Annotated in this window: 10 protein-coding genes and 3 rRNA genes; 12 read left to right on the top strand and 1 reads right to left on the bottom strand. The window is 66.4% G+C overall.

Features of this window, described 5'->3' with window-relative positions; all coding sequences use genetic code 11:
* Nucleotides 1–5 precede the first annotated feature (5 nt).
* From tyrS to rrf, 4 genes are all read left to right on the top strand, one after another.
* On the top strand, nucleotides 6–1,319 hold the full coding sequence (gene tyrS, locus DEJ18_RS13545) for a tyrosine--tRNA ligase (RefSeq protein ID WP_181434291.1): 1,314 nt from the start codon (nucleotides 6–8) through the stop codon (nucleotides 1,317–1,319).
* Nucleotides 1,320–1,912: 593 nt separating this feature from the next.
* Nucleotides 1,913–3,434: ribosomal RNA gene (locus DEJ18_RS13540) — 16S ribosomal RNA — on the top strand.
* A gap of 466 nt (nucleotides 3,435–3,900) precedes the next feature.
* Nucleotides 3,901–7,029: ribosomal RNA gene (locus tag DEJ18_RS13535) — 23S ribosomal RNA — on the top strand.
* A gap of 137 nt (nucleotides 7,030–7,166) precedes the next feature.
* Nucleotides 7,167–7,283 (top strand): 5S ribosomal RNA (gene rrf / locus DEJ18_RS13530).
* Together the 16S, 23S and 5S rRNA genes form the textbook arrangement of a ribosomal RNA operon.
* A gap of 452 nt (nucleotides 7,284–7,735) precedes the next feature.
* On the opposite strand, the gene DEJ18_RS13525 is transcribed toward rrf, so the two are convergent.
* Nucleotides 7,736–8,545 (bottom strand): hypothetical protein, encoded by an 810-nt coding sequence (locus tag DEJ18_RS13525; RefSeq protein WP_181434211.1) that lies wholly within the window; start codon nucleotides 8,543–8,545, stop codon nucleotides 7,736–7,738.
* A gap of 123 nt (nucleotides 8,546–8,668) precedes the next feature.
* Here DEJ18_RS13525 and DEJ18_RS13520 point away from each other — a divergent pair, with 123 nt between their 5' ends.
* The 8 genes from DEJ18_RS13520 (at nucleotide 8,669) to DEJ18_RS13485 (ending at nucleotide 18,238) form a co-directional block, all read left to right on the top strand.
* Nucleotides 8,669–9,442 (top strand): tetratricopeptide repeat protein, encoded by a 774-nt coding sequence (locus DEJ18_RS13520; RefSeq protein WP_258376918.1) that lies wholly within the window; start codon nucleotides 8,669–8,671, stop codon nucleotides 9,440–9,442.
* Nucleotides 9,443–9,458: 16 nt separating this feature from the next.
* A complete protein-coding gene (locus DEJ18_RS13515; RefSeq protein WP_258376919.1) occupies nucleotides 9,459–10,448 on the top strand; it encodes an HAD-IIA family hydrolase in 990 nt (329 codons plus the stop codon).
* A gap of 695 nt (nucleotides 10,449–11,143) precedes the next feature.
* Nucleotides 11,144–11,938, top strand: a complete 795-nt coding sequence (locus tag DEJ18_RS13510; RefSeq protein WP_146241583.1) for a TlyA family RNA methyltransferase — start codon at nucleotides 11,144–11,146, stop codon at nucleotides 11,936–11,938.
* Nucleotides 11,935–12,861 carry an NAD kinase gene (locus tag DEJ18_RS13505; RefSeq protein WP_111082284.1) on the top strand — a complete coding sequence of 309 codons (927 nt, stop codon included), beginning with the start codon at nucleotides 11,935–11,937 and terminating at the stop codon, nucleotides 12,859–12,861. The genes DEJ18_RS13510 and DEJ18_RS13505 overlap by 4 nt, the downstream gene beginning before the upstream one ends.
* A 174-nt stretch (nucleotides 12,862–13,035) precedes the next feature.
* Nucleotides 13,036–14,727 carry a DNA repair protein RecN gene (gene recN / locus DEJ18_RS13500; RefSeq protein ID WP_111210440.1) on the top strand — a complete coding sequence of 564 codons (1,692 nt, stop codon included), beginning with the start codon at nucleotides 13,036–13,038 and terminating at the stop codon, nucleotides 14,725–14,727.
* 103 nt (nucleotides 14,728–14,830) lie between these two features.
* Complete coding sequence (pyrG, locus tag DEJ18_RS13495; RefSeq protein ID WP_111082286.1) at nucleotides 14,831–16,543, top strand: CTP synthase; 1,713 nt, start codon at nucleotides 14,831–14,833, stop codon at nucleotides 16,541–16,543.
* Between the two features lie 111 nt (nucleotides 16,544–16,654).
* The gene (locus tag DEJ18_RS13490; protein ID WP_181434183.1) at nucleotides 16,655–17,224 is read left to right on the top strand and encodes an NUDIX domain-containing protein; all 570 of its coding nucleotides are present in this window, start codon (nucleotides 16,655–16,657) and stop codon (nucleotides 17,222–17,224) included.
* Nucleotides 17,225–17,236: 12 nt separating this feature from the next.
* A complete protein-coding gene (locus DEJ18_RS13485; RefSeq protein WP_111210688.1) occupies nucleotides 17,237–18,238 on the top strand; it encodes a site-specific tyrosine recombinase XerD in 1,002 nt (333 codons plus the stop codon).
* Nucleotides 18,239–18,243: the final 5 nt, after the last annotated feature.

Below are 18,243 nucleotides of genomic sequence, written 5' to 3'. Positions count from 1 at the left end.
ACGAGGTGCCCAGTGATACCGCTCCCGACGTCCTGACGCGCCAGCAGAACGACCCCGCATTCGCCTCGGTGTGGGACGAACTGCGCTGGCGTGGTCTGGTGCACGTCTCCACCGACGAGACCGCACTGCAAGAGGCCCTCGATGCCGGCCCGGTCACCTACTACTGCGGGTTCGACCCGACCGCGCCGTCGCTGCACTGCGGGAACCTGCTCCAGCTGTTGACCATGCGTCGCCTGCAGCTGGCCGGGCACAAGCCGCTCGCGCTCGTCGGCGGATCGACCGGGCTCATCGGGGACCCGCGGCCGACCGCCGAGCGCACGCTGAACACCCGCGAGACCGTCGAGGAATGGGTCGGACGGCTGCAGAGCCAGGTCTCCCGGTTCCTCAGCGCCGACGGTGACAACGGCGTCCGGCTGGTGAACAACCTGGACTGGACCGCGCCGCTGTCCGCGATCGACTTCCTGCGCGACATCGGCAAGTACTTCCGCGTCAACTCGATGCTCAAGAAGGACGCGGTCGCCGCCCGGCTGAACTCGGACGCCGGCATCAGCTACACCGAGTTCAGCTACCAGATCCTGCAGGGCCTGGACTTCCGTGAGCTCTACCGCCAGTACGGGTGCACCCTGCAGACCGGCGGCTCCGACCAGTGGGGCAACCTCACCTCGGGCACGGAACTCATCCGTCGGACCGAGGGCGTGTCCGCGCACGCGCTGGGGACACCGCTCATCACGAACTCGGACGGCACGAAGTTCGGCAAGAGCGAGGGCAACGCGATCTGGCTCGACGGCACGATGACCTCGCCGTACGCCTTCTACCAGTTCTGGCTCAACACGGCGGACGCCGACGTGGTCGCGCGCCTGCGGGAGTTCACCTTCCTGTCGCGCGCCGAGGTGGAGCGCCTCGAGCGTGCCGTCGCCGACGAGCCGTTCCGCCGGGAGGCCCAGCGCACCCTGGCCTTCGAGGTCACCGCCTTGGTCCACGGGGAGGCAGCGACCCAGGCCGCGATCGACGCGTCGGCGGCGCTGTTCGGGAACGGCGACCTCGCCGCGCTCGATCCGGAGACCCTGCGGTCGGCGATCGCGGAGGTCCCCGGCTCGGTCACCCTGGCCGGTGATGCCGACCTCGCCCGAGCACTGGTGGAGACCGAGCTGGTCAAGTCCCTCGGTGAGGCCCGGCGTGCGATCACCCAGGGCGGCGTGTACGTCAACAACGAGCGGGTCGACGACCCCGCCGCGACCCTGTCTTCCGTGGTGTTGCCGGCAGGAGTCGTCGTGCTCCGGCGCGGGAAGAAGACCCTCGCCGGCGTGACCGTCGCCTGACCCCTCGCGTTACCCCGGAGACGCCCGGTTCCCTCGAAGAGCCGGGCGTCTCCGTCGTCCGCGGTGTTCGCAGCCCCTGTTGCAGTGTGCGACACGCCCGGGATGGGGGGTGGGTTGGTGGTGGGTGTGGGGGCTGCGTAAAGTAATCCCTCGTCACCCCAAAGGTGCGGCGGAGCGGCTGGAGCGAAAGCCCAGAGCACGTCGGCCCTCAAGCGGGACCATCCTCCACTGGAGTTCAGATCTGGCCTTGTGCTGGGTCGCTTCGACGCTTAGGATGACTACTCCACCGGTTCTCTCCTACGGGATGAGCCACTGGATCTGACAGCACGGGTCGTGTTGGCGGGTTCGACGACATCGGTGGGTTCGAGAACGACAGCCTCTCTGGCGAAGCATCCTGGTGGTGTGGAGTGGGGAGTGCGTCTGGTCCTTGAGAACTCAACAGCGTGCACATTGTCAATGCCAATTTTATTGACCCCGTGCCTGGTCGGTTTCGGCTGATCGGGTGTGGAGCAATTCCTTTTGGATTGAAGATTGTCAGTAGACAGTCAACAGTCAAGATCAACTCGCTGACACTTCGGTGTTGGTTGTAATTTTTTACGGAGAGTTTGATCCTGGCTCAGGACGAACGCTGGCGGCGTGCTTAACACATGCAAGTCGAACGATGATGCCCAGCTTGCTGGGCGGATTAGTGGCGAACGGGTGAGTAACACGTGAGTAACCTGCCCCTGACTCTGGGATAAGCGTTGGAAACGACGTCTAATACTGGATATGACTACTGGTCGCATGGCCTGGTGGTGGAAAGATTTTTTGGTTGGGGATGGACTCGCGGCCTATCAGCTTGTTGGTGAGGTAATGGCTCACCAAGGCGACGACGGGTAGCCGGCCTGAGAGGGTGACCGGCCACACTGGGACTGAGACACGGCCCAGACTCCTACGGGAGGCAGCAGTGGGGAATATTGCACAATGGGCGAAAGCCTGATGCAGCAACGCCGCGTGAGGGATGACGGCCTTCGGGTTGTAAACCTCTTTTAGTAGGGAAGAAGCGAAAGTGACGGTACCTGCAGAAAAAGCACCGGCTAACTACGTGCCAGCAGCCGCGGTAATACGTAGGGTGCAAGCGTTGTCCGGAATTATTGGGCGTAAAGAGCTCGTAGGCGGTTTGTCGCGTCTGCTGTGAAATCCCGAGGCTCAACCTCGGGCTTGCAGTGGGTACGGGCAGACTAGAGTGCGGTAGGGGAGATTGGAATTCCTGGTGTAGCGGTGGAATGCGCAGATATCAGGAGGAACACCGATGGCGAAGGCAGATCTCTGGGCCGTAACTGACGCTGAGGAGCGAAAGCATGGGGAGCGAACAGGATTAGATACCCTGGTAGTCCATGCCGTAAACGTTGGGCGCTAGATGTAGGGACCTTTCCACGGTTTCTGTGTCGTAGCTAACGCATTAAGCGCCCCGCCTGGGGAGTACGGCCGCAAGGCTAAAACTCAAAGGAATTGACGGGGGCCCGCACAAGCGGCGGAGCATGCGGATTAATTCGATGCAACGCGAAGAACCTTACCAAGGCTTGACATACACCGGAAACGGCCAGAGATGGTCGCCCCCTTGTGGTCGGTGTACAGGTGGTGCATGGTTGTCGTCAGCTCGTGTCGTGAGATGTTGGGTTAAGTCCCGCAACGAGCGCAACCCTCGTTCTATGTTGCCAGCGGGTTATGCCGGGGACTCATAGGAGACTGCCGGGGTCAACTCGGAGGAAGGTGGGGATGACGTCAAATCATCATGCCCCTTATGTCTTGGGCTTCACGCATGCTACAATGGCCGGTACAAAGGGCTGCGATACCGTAAGGTGGAGCGAATCCCAAAAAGCCGGTCTCAGTTCGGATTGAGGTCTGCAACTCGACCTCATGAAGTCGGAGTCGCTAGTAATCGCAGATCAGCAACGCTGCGGTGAATACGTTCCCGGGCCTTGTACACACCGCCCGTCAAGTCATGAAAGTCGGTAACACCCGAAGCCGGTGGCCTAACCCTTGTGGAAGGAGCCGTCGAAGGTGGGATCGGTGATTAGGACTAAGTCGTAACAAGGTAGCCGTACCGGAAGGTGCGGCTGGATCACCTCCTTTCTAAGGAGCATCTGGTCAGCGCTGCTCACCGTGTGGTGGGTTGGTTGCTGGTCCAGGCGCCCGGTTCGGACCGAACGTGTCCGACGGGTAGCTCATGGGTGGAACATTGACAGTGCAGTCGGGAGCGCGTCTTCCGGTCTCAGTACGTCCCGCTTGCGGGGTTGGAACGGGTCGGGTGGGAGCGGGTCGGCTGGTGCACGTTGTTGGGTCCTGAGGGACCAGGCTTCCTGGCCACGGTGGGTCACTTTCGGGTGGTTCGGTGGTTGGGGGTTGGGCCGGAAGGTCCTTCGGTGGGCCGCATGATGTCAGACCGGTTGGTCTGGGGGAGTGTGGTGCCGATCGTATGTTGAGAACTACACAGTGGACGCGAGCATCTTTAGATTCGCGTCATCCGAGACCGGTTGGTTGCCTTTGTGGTGATCGGCGTGGTGTTGGTGTGGCGTTGGATCGCAATTTTAATCTTTGTGGTCAAGTTTCTAAGAGCAAACGGTGGATGCCTTGGCATCTGGAGCCGAAGAAGGACGTAGAAATCTGCGATAAGCCTCGGGGAGCTGATAATCGAGCTTCGATCCGAGGATTTCCGAATGGGGAAACCCCGCCAGGCGACTTGTCGACCTGGTGACTCCCGCCTGAATATATAGGGCGGGTAGAGGGAACGTGGGGAAGTGAAACATCTCAGTACCCACAGGAAGAGAAAACAACATGTGATTCCGTGAGTAGTGGCGAGCGAAAACGGATGAGGCTAAACCGATCATGTGTGATAGCCGGCGGGCGTTGCATGGTCGGGGTTGTGGGACACGTCGCTCAGTTCTGCCGGACTGGGGCGGTTACAGCGCATCATAGTCGAACCGGTTTGAAAGCCGGGCCGTAGTGGGTGCCAGCCCCGTAGACGAAATGGTGTTATGGCCGGATGTGTATCCCAAGTAGCACGGGGCCCGAGAAATCCCGTGTGAATCTGTCAGGACCACCTGATAAGCCTAAATACTCCCAGATGACCGATAGCGGACAAGTACCGTGAGGGAAAGGTGAAAAGTACCCCGGGAGGGGAGTGAAATAGTACCTGAAACCGTTTGCTTACAAACCGTCGGAGCCTCCTTGTAGGGGTGACGGCGTGCCTTTTGAAGAATGAGCCTGCGAGTTAGCGATATGTGGCGAGGTTAACCCGTGTGGGGTAGCCGTAGCGAAAGCGAGTCTGAATAGGGCGATTTCAGTCGCATGTCCTAGACCCGAAGCGAAGTGATCTATCCATGGCCAGGTTGAAGCGACGGTAAGACGTCGTGGAGGACCGAACCCACTTCAGTTGAAAATGGAGGGGATGAGCTGTGGATAGGGGTGAAAGGCCAATCAAACTTCGTGATAGCTGGTTCTCTCCGAAATGCATTTAGGTGCAGCGTTGCGTGTTTCTCGCCGGAGGTAGAGCTACTGGATGGCCGATGGGCCTCAACAGGTTACTGACGTCAGCCAAACTCCGAATGCCGGTGAGTGAGAGCGCAGCAGTGAGACGGTGGGGGATAAGCTTCATCGTCGAGAGGGAAACAACCCAGACTACCAACTAAGGCCCCTAAGCGTGTGCTAAGTGGGAAAGGATGTGGAGTTGCACAGACAACCAGGAGGTTGGCTTAGAAGCAGCCACCCTTGAAAGAGTGCGTAATAGCTCACTGGTCAAGTGATTCCGCGCCGACAATGTAACGGGGCTCAAGCACACCGCCGAAGTTGTAGATTTCGCACACTAGACAAGCCTTCGTGGTTCAGTCGTGCGGAGTGGTAGGAGAGCGTCGTGTGGCGAGTGAAGCGGCGGAGTGATCCAGCCGTGGACGCCACACGAGTGAGAATGCAGGCATGAGTAGCGAAAGACGGGTGAGAAACCCGTCCTCCGAAAGACCAAGGGTTCCAGGGCCAGGTTAATCCGCCCTGGGTAAGTCGGGACCTAAGGCGAGGCCGACAGGCGTAGTCGATGGACAACGGGTTGATATTCCCGTACCGGCGAACAACCGCCCAAGCTAATCCAGTGGTGCTAAGAGTCCTAACCCGGACGTACCGGATCCCTTCGGGGTGATGGTCGCCGGTCTAACGCTCGACCCCATGCTGGTGCGGTTAGCGTATGAACAGGTGTGACGCAGGAAGGTAGCTGAGCCAGGCGATGGTATCCGTAAGGTGAACCTGGTGTAAGGATGTAGGGCTGACGATAGGCAAATCCGTCGTCTGTATGCCTGAGACCCGACGCGTACCCGTAAGGGGAAATCAGTGATCCTATGCTGCCGAGAAAAGCATCGACGCGAGGTTGCAGCCGCCCGTACCCGAAACCGACTCAGGTGGTCAGGTAGAGAATACCAAGGAGATCGAGATAATCGTGGTTAAGGAACTCGGCAAAATGCCCCCGTAACTTCGGGAGAAGGGGGGCCGGACACGTGACCGGATTCACTCCGTGAGCGTTGAAGGCCGCAGAGACCAGTGGGAAGCGACTGTTTACTAAAAACACAGGTCCGTGCGAAGTCGCAAGACGATGTATACGGACTGACGCCTGCCCGGTGCTGGAAGGTTAAGAGGAAGGGTCAGCCTCACGGCGAAGCTCTGAATTTAAGCCCCAGTAAACGGCGGTGGTAACTATAACCATCCTAAGGTAGCGAAATTCCTTGTCGGGTAAGTTCCGACCTGCACGAATGGCGTAACGACTTCCCAGCTGTCTCAACCGCGAACTCGGCGAAATTGCACTACGAGTAAAGATGCTCGTTACGCGCAGCAGGACGGAAAGACCCCGTGACCTTTACTACAGTTTGGTATTGGTGTTCGGAGTGGCTTGTGTAGGATAGGTGGGAGACTGTGAAGCGGGCACGCTAGTGTTCGTGGAGTCATTGTTGAAATACCACTCTGGTCACTTTGGATGTCTAACGTAGGACCCTGATCGGGTTCATGGACAGTGCCTGATGGGTAGTTTAACTGGGGCGGTTGCCTCCCAAAGAGTAACGGAGGCGCCCAAAGGTTCCCTCAACCTGGTTGGCAATCAGGTGGCGAGTGTAAGTGCACAAGGGAGCTTGACTGTGAGACTGACAGGTCGAGCAGGGACGAAAGTCGGGACTAGTGATCCGGCAGTGGCTTGTGGAAGCGCTGTCGCTCAACGGATAAAAGGTACCTCGGGGATAACAGGCTGATCTTGCCCAAGAGTCCATATCGACGGCATGGTTTGGCACCTCGATGTCGGCTCGTCGCATCCTGGGGCTGGAGTAGGTCCCAAGGGTTGGGCTGTTCGCCCATTAAAGCGGTACGCGAGCTGGGTTTAGAACGTCGTGAGACAGTTCGGTCCCTATCCGCTGCGCGCGTTGGAAATTTGAGAAGATCTATCCCTAGTACGAGAGGACCGGGATGGACGAACCTCTGGTGTGTCAGTTGTTCTGCCAAGGGCACCGCTGATTAGCTACGTTCGGACCGGATAACCGCTGAAAGCATCTAAGCGGGAAGCCGTCTTCGAGATGAGATTTCCATGCACCTTGAGTGTGAGAGGCTCCCAGCAGACTACTGGGTTGATAGGCCGGATGTGGAAGCGGGGACTAACGACCCGTGGAGCTGACCGGTACTAATAAGCCGAAGACTTGACACACACTTTTTTCCCACACTTCGGTGTGGGGCTCGCGTCCACTTTGTGGTTCCCGACAGACGATCGGGAACAACTGAAACTGAACACCGCGCATGCGCGGAACTGTTTCGAACCTTCCCTGGTAGAAGTGTCGAACGTGTTCCGGTGGTCATAGCGAGAGGGAAACGCCCGGTCACATTCCGAACCCGGAAGCTAAGCCTCTCAGCGCCGATGGTACTGCAAGGGGGACCTTGTGGGAGAGTAGGACGCCGCCGGACTCCTTTTCACAACAGATGTGGCCATCGGCCCTCCATCGAGAGCGAAAGCTCTCGGGAGGGTCGGTGGCCATTTCTCATTCCCAGGGTGTCCTGCTGGTCGACTCTGCGCCGTGTTCGTGATGGACTTGGGGCAGGGCGAGCAGGACAGCCCACACACAACGACACAGCGGACGACCGTCGGGACACCTGATCCCGGCACGCAACGAGGAGCTACGGTGGCGAACGACGACGAACAGCGACGAGACGGGCGCGACGGCGACCGTCAGGACCGGCCTCGACGCGACGGCGGGCCGCAGCGGAGCGGTGACCGCGGTGGTTGGTCGTCCGGGCCCCGCGACTTCGAGCGTCGAGAAGGACAGCGCGGCGACGAGCGTCGTGGTGGGAGCCGTCCGTACAACGACGCTTCAGATCGTCGTCCGGGCGGTCGTGACTTCCGTGAAGGCGGAGCGCGATCAGACCGTCCCTCGTGGCGATCGGACCGACCTTCCTCCGACCGTCCGCGTCGTGAGGGTGAGCGCCCGGCCCGTTCCAGCGGTTCCGACCGTCCGTTCCGCGGAGCCGACGACCGGCCACGTCGTGACGGCGACCGTCCATTGCGTGGTGGCGATGACCGTCCGCGTCGGGACGGAGACCGTCCGTTCCGTGGTGGCGATGACCGTCCGCGTCGGGACGGAGACCGTCCGTTCCGTGGTGGTGATGACCGGCCGCGTCGTGACGGTGACCGGCCGTTCCGCTCCGGTGGCGGTGACCGTCCGTTCCGTGGTGGTGATGACCGTCTGCGTCCTGACGGTGACCGCCCGTTCCGCTCCGGTGGCGGTGACCGTCCGTTCCGTGGTGGTGATGACCGTCCGCGTCGTGACGGAGATCGGCCGTTCCGCTCCGGTGGCGGTGACCGTCCGTTCCGTGGTGGTGATGACCGTCCGCGCCGTGACGGAGACCGCCCGTACCGTTCCGGTGGCGGTGACCGTCCGTTCCGTGGTGGTGATGACCGTCCGCGACGGGACGGTGACCGCCCGTACCGTTCCGGCGGCGGTGACCGGCCGTTCCGCGGAGGAGACGACCGTCCGCGACGGGACGGTGACCGCCCGTTCCGCGATGGGGGACGACCGCGTCGTGACGATGACCGTCCGGGCCGCGACGGCGCCGATCGGAAACGGTTCGGCGACGGCACGCGCTCGGCCGGCGCACGGTTCGGCGAGGCAGCCCGCGACGACTGGGAAGACCGTGACCCGTACGGCACCCGGTCGATCCGACCGCGCCACGACGACCCGGAGATCCCCGAGGAGATCCAGGCGCGTGACCTGCACCCCGCCGCGCGTGCCGAGCTGAAGACACTGAGCAAGGACAACGCCGACTGGGTTGCCCGGCACCTCGTCACCGCTGCGATGCTCGTGGACACCGATCCGGAGCTCGCGAACCAGCACGCTCTCAGTGCTGCTCGTCGCGCTGGTCGCGTCGCCGTCGTCCGCGAGACGGCTGCGATCACGGCGTACCGGCTGGGCGACTTCGCGACCGCGCTGCGGGAACTCCGCACGTACCGCCGGATCTCCGGCCGCAACGACCAGCTGCCGATGATGGTCGACTGCGAGCGTGGGCTCGGCCGACCCGAGCGTGCACTCGAGCTGGGACGGTCGGTGGACCGTGCCGCCCTGGAGACGCCGGTGCAGGTGGAACTCGCGATCGCGATGTCCGGGGCCCGGCTGGACCTCGGCAATCCCACAGCCGCTCTGGGCGAACTCGAGATTCCACAGCTCGACCCGTCGACGGCCTACAGCTGGTCGCCGGCGCTCTACAGTGCTTACGCGGCCACGCTCGAGGAGCTCGGCCGCCAGGACGAGGCCGACGAATGGTGGGCCCGTGTCGACCGTGCGGCCGAGGCTCTCGCCGAGGCTGCTGAAGACGATGCTTGGGAGACAGTGGATGTGGTCGAGGAAGCGCTCGAAGACGACGGGCTCGACAGTGGGCCCGGAAGCGACGAGTCCGACGGCGCCGAACTCGACGACAGCGAGCTCGACGACGCAGAACTCGGGGACGCCGAGCCCGGCAACGGGTACGTCAGCACCCTCGGAGATGACGAGTCCGACGACGTCGCCGGAGACGACCTCGGAGAGGTCGACGAGGACAACCCGCGGGACATCGACGGCTCCGCAGCCGGCTGAGACCCCGCGTACGCCGGTGGACGGCGTCGACGTGGTCCTCACCGACCTCGACGGCGTCGTCTACCGCGGACGCAACGCGGTGCCGTACGCCGTGGAGGCCCTGACCCGGGCCGCCGCGTCGGCCCGCGTCGGCTACATCACGAACAACGCCTCGCGGCGTCCCGGCGACGTCGCGGAACACCTCGAGCAGTACGGGCTGCAGGTCACCGCCGATGACGTGGTGACGTCCTCCCAGGCCGGCGCGCGGCTCCTCGCGACGCTGGTCCCAGCGGGTTCCACGGTGCTCGTGATCGGTGGACTCGGCCTGACGACGATCGTCGAACAGGCCGGCTTCGTGGTCACCGACAGCGCGGAGGACAACCCGGCGGCCGTCATCCAGGGCTTCGCTCCGGAGCTCGGCTGGAAGCAGCTCGCGGAGGCGTCCTTCGCGCTGGCGGACGCTGGCGTGCCGTGGGTGGCCACGAACATGGACTGGTCTATCCCCGTCGAGCGCGGCATCGCGCCCGGGAACGGCACGCTGGTGGCGGCCGTGCACCAGGCGGTCGGCAGGATGCCGGTCGTCGCGGGCAAGCCCGAGCGCCCGATCTTCGACGCCGCCCTGGCCCGCTTCGGCGGGACGAGTCCGCTCTTCATCGGCGACCGGCTGGACACCGACATCAAGGGTGCGAACGACGCCGGCATCCCGAGCGTGCTGGTGCTCACCGGCATCGACCAGCCCAAGCAGGTCCTCGCGGCCGATCAGCGGTCGCGGCCGACGTACGTGCTCCGGGACCTCCGGGGTCTGCATGAGCCGTATCCGGTGACCATCCGGCAGGAGGACCGGGACGGAACCCGCCGGGTCACCGTCGGCGAGTCGACGGTGAGCATGCGGGGGCACGTCGTCCGTGCCGAGCAGGTGGGCCCCGACGACTTGGACCTGTTGCGCGCCGGCGCGACGGCGATCTGGGACTCCGGGCTGGCCATCTACGGGCTGGACGTGGACCCGAAGCTGTACGGCGGCGAGTAGCGTGACGGGCGTGGAACAGGCCCGGACGGACGACGCTGCCGAGTCCGTCCTCCCGGCGGCACCGCGAGTGGTCCCGGGACCTCCGCGGGGTGTGCCTGCTCCGGCCAGACCAGTTGCCGCGGCGCTGGTGACGGGGACGCCCGGCGCGCGGACGGCCGACACGGCATCGAGCAGTGGGCGCGACGATGACGATCATCGTGGTGCAGCGGAGGGTGCTGCCAGCATCACCGGCGGGTCTGACGACGGTGACCACGACCTCCGGCGGCGCACCGATGCCGTGGAAGCCCTGCCACTCGCCGAGCGCGCAGACGCCTTCGCTGCTCTGCACGACGACCTCCGCACGCGCCTCGAGCAGGGCGAGGCGCCGCGTGCCTGACCGCGGAGCAGCTCGGGACCTCGCCGGCCCGCAACCTCCGTCGTCCCGAGGACGGGAAGAGCGCTCCATGGCAGGGGTCGGGGATGCGCGAGGGGCGTGGGACGCGGGAGCGACCGGGAACCCGGCAGCGTCTGCGAACCCGGCCGAGGCCGGGGATCCGACGTCGGCCGGAGACGCGACAGCGGCCGGGAGATCGACCGAGGCCGAGGCCGAGGACACGACCAGGACCGGGAGATCGACCGAGGCCGGGGACACGACCAGGACCGGGAGCTCGACCGAGGCCGGGGACACGACAGGAACGGGGGACCGCGCGGTCACACTGCGTCTCGATGCCGCCGTGGCGGCCAGAGGCCTGGCACGCTCCCGCACGGCGGCCGCTGCGCTCATCCAGGCCGGACGCGTCACCATCGACGGGGTCCCGGTGGTGAAGGCCTCGACGCCCGTGACCGCTGCGTCCGACATCACCGTGGACGCCGAGGACGAGTGGGTGTCCCGCGCTGCGCTGAAGCTCGTCGCCGCCCTCGACACGTTCGACATCGACCCGCGCGGCCGGACCGTGCTGGACGTCGGCGCCTCCACGGGCGGGTTCACGCAGGTGTTGCTGTCGCGTGGTGCGGCCCGCGTGGTCGCCCTCGACGTGGGACACGGTCAGCTCGCGCCGGAGATCGCCCTCGACGACCGAGTGGTGGTCGTGGAGGGGGTCAACGCCCGGAACCTCACGAGCAGCGACTACTCCGCCCTCGACCCGGCAGCGGGGGACACCAGCCTGGTGGTCGGGGACCTGTCCTTCATCAGCCTCCGCATGGTCCTGCCGGCACTGGTCGAGGCCGTGCCCGCCGACGACTTCGTCCTCCTCGTCAAGCCGCAGTTCGAGGTCGGCCGGACAGGGATCCGTGAGGGCATCGTCCGCGACGCGTCACTGCGGCAGGACGCGCTGATGAACGTCCTCTGGGCCGCGTGGCACCTGGGCTTCGGGACGGCGGGCCTGGCGCCCTCTCCGATCGTCGGGACCCACGGCAACCAGGAGTACCTCGCGCGTCTCCAGCGAGGTGCCGGGGAGAACCCGACAGAATGGATCGTCCGGGCGACGGAACTGGCGGAAGGAGCTCCATGAGCGACGAACGGCACATCCTGCTCGTCTCGCACACCGGGCGGCGCGACTCGATCGACGCCGCCGTGGAGGTCTGCGACATCCTGCACGCCGCCGGCCTCACTCCGGTGATGCCCTTCGACGAGTACGCCGACGTCCGCCGTGCCGAAGCATCGGTCGGGCAGGTCGACATCCTCGGCGTCGACGTCCGGCCGGACGAGATCGAGATCGTGATCGTCCTCGGCGGGGACGGCACCATCCTCCGCGCCGCCGAGCTGGCCCGCGGCACCTCGGCGCCGATCGTCGGGGTGAACCTCGGCCACGTCGGCTTCCTCGCCGAGAGCGAGCGGGACGGTCTGGCCGAGACGGTCGAGCGTGCGTTGACCGGGGAGTACAAGGTCGAGGAGCGCGTCGCCCTGCAGGTCGACGTCGTCGTCGGCAACGAGATCGTCTACTCCAGCTGGGCCCTCAACGAGGCGACGGTCGAGAAGGCCTCGCGGGAGCGCATGCTCGAGGTCGTGACCGAGGTCGACGGCCGGCCGTTGTCCTCCTTCGGGTGCGACGGCGTGGTGTTCTCGACCCCGACCGGATCGACCGCGTACTCCTTCTCGGGCGGCGGTCCCGTGGTGTGGCCCGACGTCGACGCCATCCTCATGGTCCCGTTGAGCGCGCACGCCCTGTTCTCACGGCCGATCGTCGTCGGCCCGGACCGCGTCCTCGCGGTGGAGGTCCTCCGACGCACGAGCGGTGTGGGCGTCCTCTGGTGCGACGGCCGGCGGACGCACGACCTGCCTCCCGGCGCTCGCGTCGAGGTGCGTCGCTCGCCGGACCCGGTTCGGGTCGCCCGACTCAAGGACGCTCCGTTCGCCGACCGCCTGGTGGCCAAGTTCCGACTCCCGGTCGCGGGGTGGCGCGGCCCGCAGCGCGACGACGAGGGCGTCGAGTGATCCGGTCGAGCGACCGGGTCCGCGACGGCGACGACGACCGTGCCTGACCCAGCCGACCGCGCCTGACCCAGCCGATCCCGACGACGAGCACGCACCCCGGCACGACAGGCACCGGCACGACCGGCACCAGCACGACCGGCACCACGACGTGAACCAGCAGCAGGAGCACATCCAGTGATCGAGGAAATCCGCATCTCCGACCTCGGCGTGATCGGTGACGCCACGCTCGAACTCGGCCCGGGCTTCACCGTCGTGACGGGTGAGACCGGTGCCGGCAAGACGATGATCGTCACCGCGCTCGGTCTGCTCCTCGGGGCCCGGGCGGACGCTGGCTCCGTCCGCCGGGGTGCCACCAGCGCGGTCGTCGAGGGACGGTGGGACCTGCCGGACCACGCCGCGGTGGCGGAACGCGTCGAGGACGCCGGTGGGACGGTGGAGGACGGCGAACTCATCCTCACGCGTACCGTCTCCGCGGAGGGCCGCAGCCGGGCGACGGTCGGTGGGCGCAGTGCCCCGGTCGCCGTGCTCGGGGAACTCGCCGACCAGCTCGTGACGGTGCACGGCCAGTCCGATCAGATCCGGCTGACCTCGGCCTCGGCGCAACGTGCCGCGCTCGACGGGTTCGGCGCGGCCTCGGTCGAGAAGGCCCTGGCGAAGTACGTCGCCGTGTACGACGCCTGGCAGCAGCACGTCGGCGACCTCGAGACACTGACCCGGAACCGGGACGGACGCCTCGCCGAAGCCGAACGCCTCCGCGTGGCGTCCGAGGAGATCGAGGCCGCAGACCCGCAGCCGGGGGAGGACACCGAGCTCGCCGATCGCGCGGAGCGGTTGGGGAACCTCGAGGAACTCCGTCTGTCGGCCGGCCTCGCGCACGAGGCCGTCTCGACCGAACAACTCGACGGACCGGACGTCATCGGCCTCGTCGAGTCCGCCCGTCGAGCCATCGAGCGGGTCGCGACCGTCGACCCCGCTCTGCAGCCAGTGCTGGAGCAACTCACCGAGCTGGGGATCCAGGCGAGCGAGGCGTCGGCGTCGTTGTCGAGCTACATCGGTTCGCTCGAGCCCGAAGCGGGGCACGACCTCGAACTCGTCAACGAGCGCCGCGCCCTGCTGGCGGGCTTGACCCGGAAGTACGGGGAGACCGTCGAGGACGTCATCGCCTACGGGCAGCACGCCTCCGACCGGCTGCTCGAACTCGACGGCGACGACGACCGGATCGTCGAGCTGCAGCAGGCGGTCGAGGCGGACCGGGCAGCGCTGGAGACCGCGGCCGCCGCGCTGACGAAGGTGCGGACGAAGGCGGCGACGGACCTCGCCAAGCGGGTCACCGCGGAGCTGAAGAGCCTCGCCATGGCCGGAGCGACCCTGGTGGTGGAGGTCTCCGACGCTGGCGAGTTCCGACGCCACGGCCGCGACCAGGTGGCGATCCTGCTGCAGCCGCACTCGGGCACCGACCCCCGTCCGATCGGCAAGGGCGCGTCCGGTGGAGAGCTCTCCCGCGTGATGCTCGCCATCGAGGTCGTGATGGCCGGGAGCACCACGGTCCCGACGTTCGTGTTCGACGAGGTCGACGCGGGCGTGGGCGGAGCGGCTGCGATCGAGATCGGCCGACGCCTGGCGGCGCTCGCCGAACGCACGCAGGTCATCGTGGTCACCCACCTCGCGCAGGTCGCCGCGTTCGCGAACAACCACCTCAACGTCGTCAAGGACGCCAGCGGCGCGGTCACCTCGTCGAGCGTGCGGCGCCTCGAGGGCGACGACCGCCTGCAGGAGATGGCGCGGCTGCTCTCCGGTCTCGGCGACAGCGCCAGTGGCATGGAGCACGCCCGCGAACTGCTCGAGGTCGCCGGCCGCTCCGTGTGACGGTCGGGAGGCACGGCTCGCGCCGGCGACCGCCATCCGGTCGCAACGCGCCCGGCGAACGTGGGTCGCGCCTCCCGGCACTTCTGACGTACGATGGAATCCCGTGGCGGACACTCTCAGCAGCGGTACCCAGGCAAACACCTCGACCCCGAAGGTGACGAAGCAGATCTTCGTGACCGGCGGGGTCGTCTCGTCTCTCGGCAAGGGCCTGACGGCGGCCAGCCTCGGCAACCTGCTCACGGCACGCGGCCTCAAGGTCGTCATGCAGAAGCTCGACCCGTACCTCAACGTCGACCCGGGCACGATGAACCCGTTCCAGCACGGCGAGGTCTTCGTGACCGACGACGGCGCCGAGACGGACCTCGACATCGGGCACTACGAGCGCTTCCTCGACATCGACCTCGCGCAGTCGGCGAACGTCACGACCGGGCAGGTCTACTCGACGGTCATCGCCAAGGAGCGTCGCGGCGAGTACCTCGGCGACACCGTCCAGGTCATCCCGCACATCACCGACGAGATCAAGCGTCGGATGCGCGAGCAGGCGGAGAACGACCCGCAGCCCGACGTCATCATCACCGAGGTCGGTGGCACGGTCGGTGACATCGAGTCGCAGCCGTTCATCGAGGCTGCACGGCAGGTGCGGCACGAGCTCGGTCGGAACAACGTCTTCTTCGTGCACGTCTCGCTCGTGCCGTTCATGAACGCCTCGGGCGAGCAGAAGACGAAGCCGACGCAGCACTCGGTGGCGCAGCTCCGCTCGATCGGCATCCAGCCCGACGCCCTCGTGCTCCGCTCGGACCGCCCGGTGTCGGACGCGAACAAGCGCAAGATCGCCCTGATGTGCGACGTCGACGAGGACGCCGTGGTGAACGCCGTGGACGTCCCCTCGATCTACGACATCCCGACGATGCTGCACGACCAGGGCCTCGACCAGGTCATCATCGACGCCCTCCGCCTCGAGGCGCACGACGTCGACTGGTCGCGCTGGAACGGCGTGCTGACCGCGGTGCACGAGCCGAAGAAGGCCGTCACGATCGCCCTGGTCGGCAAGTACATCGACCTGCCGGACGCCTACCTGTCGGTCACCGAGGCGCTGCGCGCGGGCGGCTTCGCGCACACCGCCAAGGTCACGCTGAAGTGGGTCGCGTCCGACGAGTGCATCACCCCCGAGGGCGCCGCCAAGAACCTCGGGGACGTGGACGGCATCTGCATCCCCGGCGGGTTCGGCATCCGCGGCATCGAGGGCAAGCTCGGCGCGCTCAAGTTCGCCCGCGAGCAGAACATCCCCACGCTCGGGCTGTGCCTCGGCCTGCAGTGCATGGTCATCGAGTACGCCCGCCACGAGGCCGGCCTGCTCGACGCGTCGAGCACCGAGTTCGACCCGGAGACCTCGACGCCGGTCATCGCGACCATGGCGGAGCAGGTCGACATCATCGCCGGCGGCGACCTGGGCGGCACGATGCGGCTCGGCATGTACCCGGCGCACTTCACCGACGGCAGCCTGGCCGCCGAGCTGTACGGCGCGACCGAGGCCTCGGAGCGTCACCGCCACCGCTACGAGGTGAACAACCACTACCGCGAGCAGATCGCGGACGCCGGCCTGCGCTTCTCCGGCACCTCGCCGGACGGCACGCTCGTCGAGTACGTCGAGCTGGACCGTGCGGAGCACCCGTTCTACATCGGCACGCAGGCGCACCCGGAGCTCCGGTCGCGTCCGAACCGCGCGCACCCGCTCTTCGCGGGGCTCGTCGGTGCGGCGATCGAGCGCAACGAGTCGACGCGGCTGTTCGACCCGGAGACCGAAGCGGTCGCCTGAGGGACACGAGGTCGCCACCGCGACCACGTCACGGACGGGAGGCCCCGCACCGGCTGGTGCGGGGCCTCCCGTCTGTGGTCGGTGCCGACCGACGTGGGGCAGGATGGCGAGGTGACTGACGCACCGATCGCCGACGAAACCGCTTCCTACGACGTCACCGGCTCCGAGCGGGTGTTCAAGGGTGCGGTCTGGGACATCACCCGCGACCACATCGACTACAACGGCTCCGACATGGTCCGTGAGTACGTCGACCACACCGGCGCCGTCGCCGTGTACGCGGAGGACGACGAGGGCCGTGTGCTCGTCATCCAGCAGTACCGGCACCCGGTGCAGCTGCGTGACTGGGAGCTGCCCGCCGGGCTGCTCGACCAGGAGGGCGAGGACCACCTCACCGCCGCGAAGCGCGAGCTCGCGGAGGAGGCCGACATCGAGGCCGACGAGTGGCAGCACCTCGTGCGCTACAACACCTCGTCGGGTGGCAGCAACGAGTTCATCGAGGTGTACCGCGCCACCGGCGTGCGCGCGACGGAGTCCGCTTTCGAGCGCGAGGCGGAAGAGGCCGACATCGTCATCCGCTGGGTGCCGCGCGCCGAGCTCGTGGAGGGGATCCTCGCGGGTCGGCTGCACAACTCGGCGCTCATCGTCGCGACGCTCGCGGTCGAGGCGCTCGAGCGCCGCTAGCCTCGACGGGTGATCCCGTTCGAGCGTGCCACCCAGGACTACCTGCGGCACATCGCGATCGAGCGGGGGCTGTCACAGCACACCCTGTCCGCGTACCGGCGCGACCTCGTGACGTTCGGGGAGTGGGTCGGGACGCAGCCCGTGATCGACTCCGCCGGTGCCGACCGTGCCGGCGGTGCCGCGGTCCTCGACGACGTCGGCCGCCTCGCACGCGCGGACCTCGCCGGGTTCGTGCAGCACCTCGCGACGAAGCCGGAGGGGCCGCTCGCGCCGCGGTCGGTCGCCCGGATGCTCAGTTCGGTGCGCTCGTTCAGCGCGTTCGCGGCGGCGGAAGGCTGGCTGCCGCTCGACCCCGGCGCCTCCGTCCGACCGCCGAAGGCACCCATGCGCCTGCCGAAGGCGATCTCGGTGCACGACATGGAGCGGTTGCTCGGCGCGGTGGTCGGTGACGAGCCGGCGCAGCTCCGCGACCGTGCCCTCCTGGAACTGCTCTACGCGACCGGAGCCCGCGTGTCCGAAGCGGTCGGGCTCTCCGTCGACGACGTGACGACGCTCGCCGGGATCGACGACGCTGCGGACGACACCGGCGACGGAACCGACGTCTCGGTCGTACGGGTCACCGGCAAGGGGAACAAGCAGCGGATCGTGCCGCTCGGCAGCTACGCACGAGCGGCGGTCGACGCCTACCTGGTGCGGGCGCGGCCGGTGTTCGCTGCTCGTGGCCCCGGAACCCCGGCGCTGTTCCTCGGGGCGCGCGGGGCTCGGCTGTCCCGGCAGAGCGCGTGGCTCGTCATCCAGGCCGCGGCTGAGCGGGCCGGACTCGCCGCCCACGTCTCCCCGCACACGTTCCGGCACTCCTTCGCGACGCACCTGCTCGAGGGCGGGGCGGACGTCCGTGTCGTGCAGGAGCTGCTCGGGCACGCGAGCGTCGCGACGACGCAGATCTACACGCTCGTCACGGCCGACATGCTGCGGGACGTCTACCAGACGGCGCACCCGCGGGCGCGGCGGTAGGCGGA

The organism is Curtobacterium sp. MCSS17_015 (genome assembly GCF_003234265.2).
GTDB lineage: Bacteria > Actinomycetota > Actinomycetes > Actinomycetales > Microbacteriaceae > Curtobacterium.
Note: the sequence above shows the minus strand (reverse complement) of the source record. Positions and strands in the feature narration are given on the sequence as shown.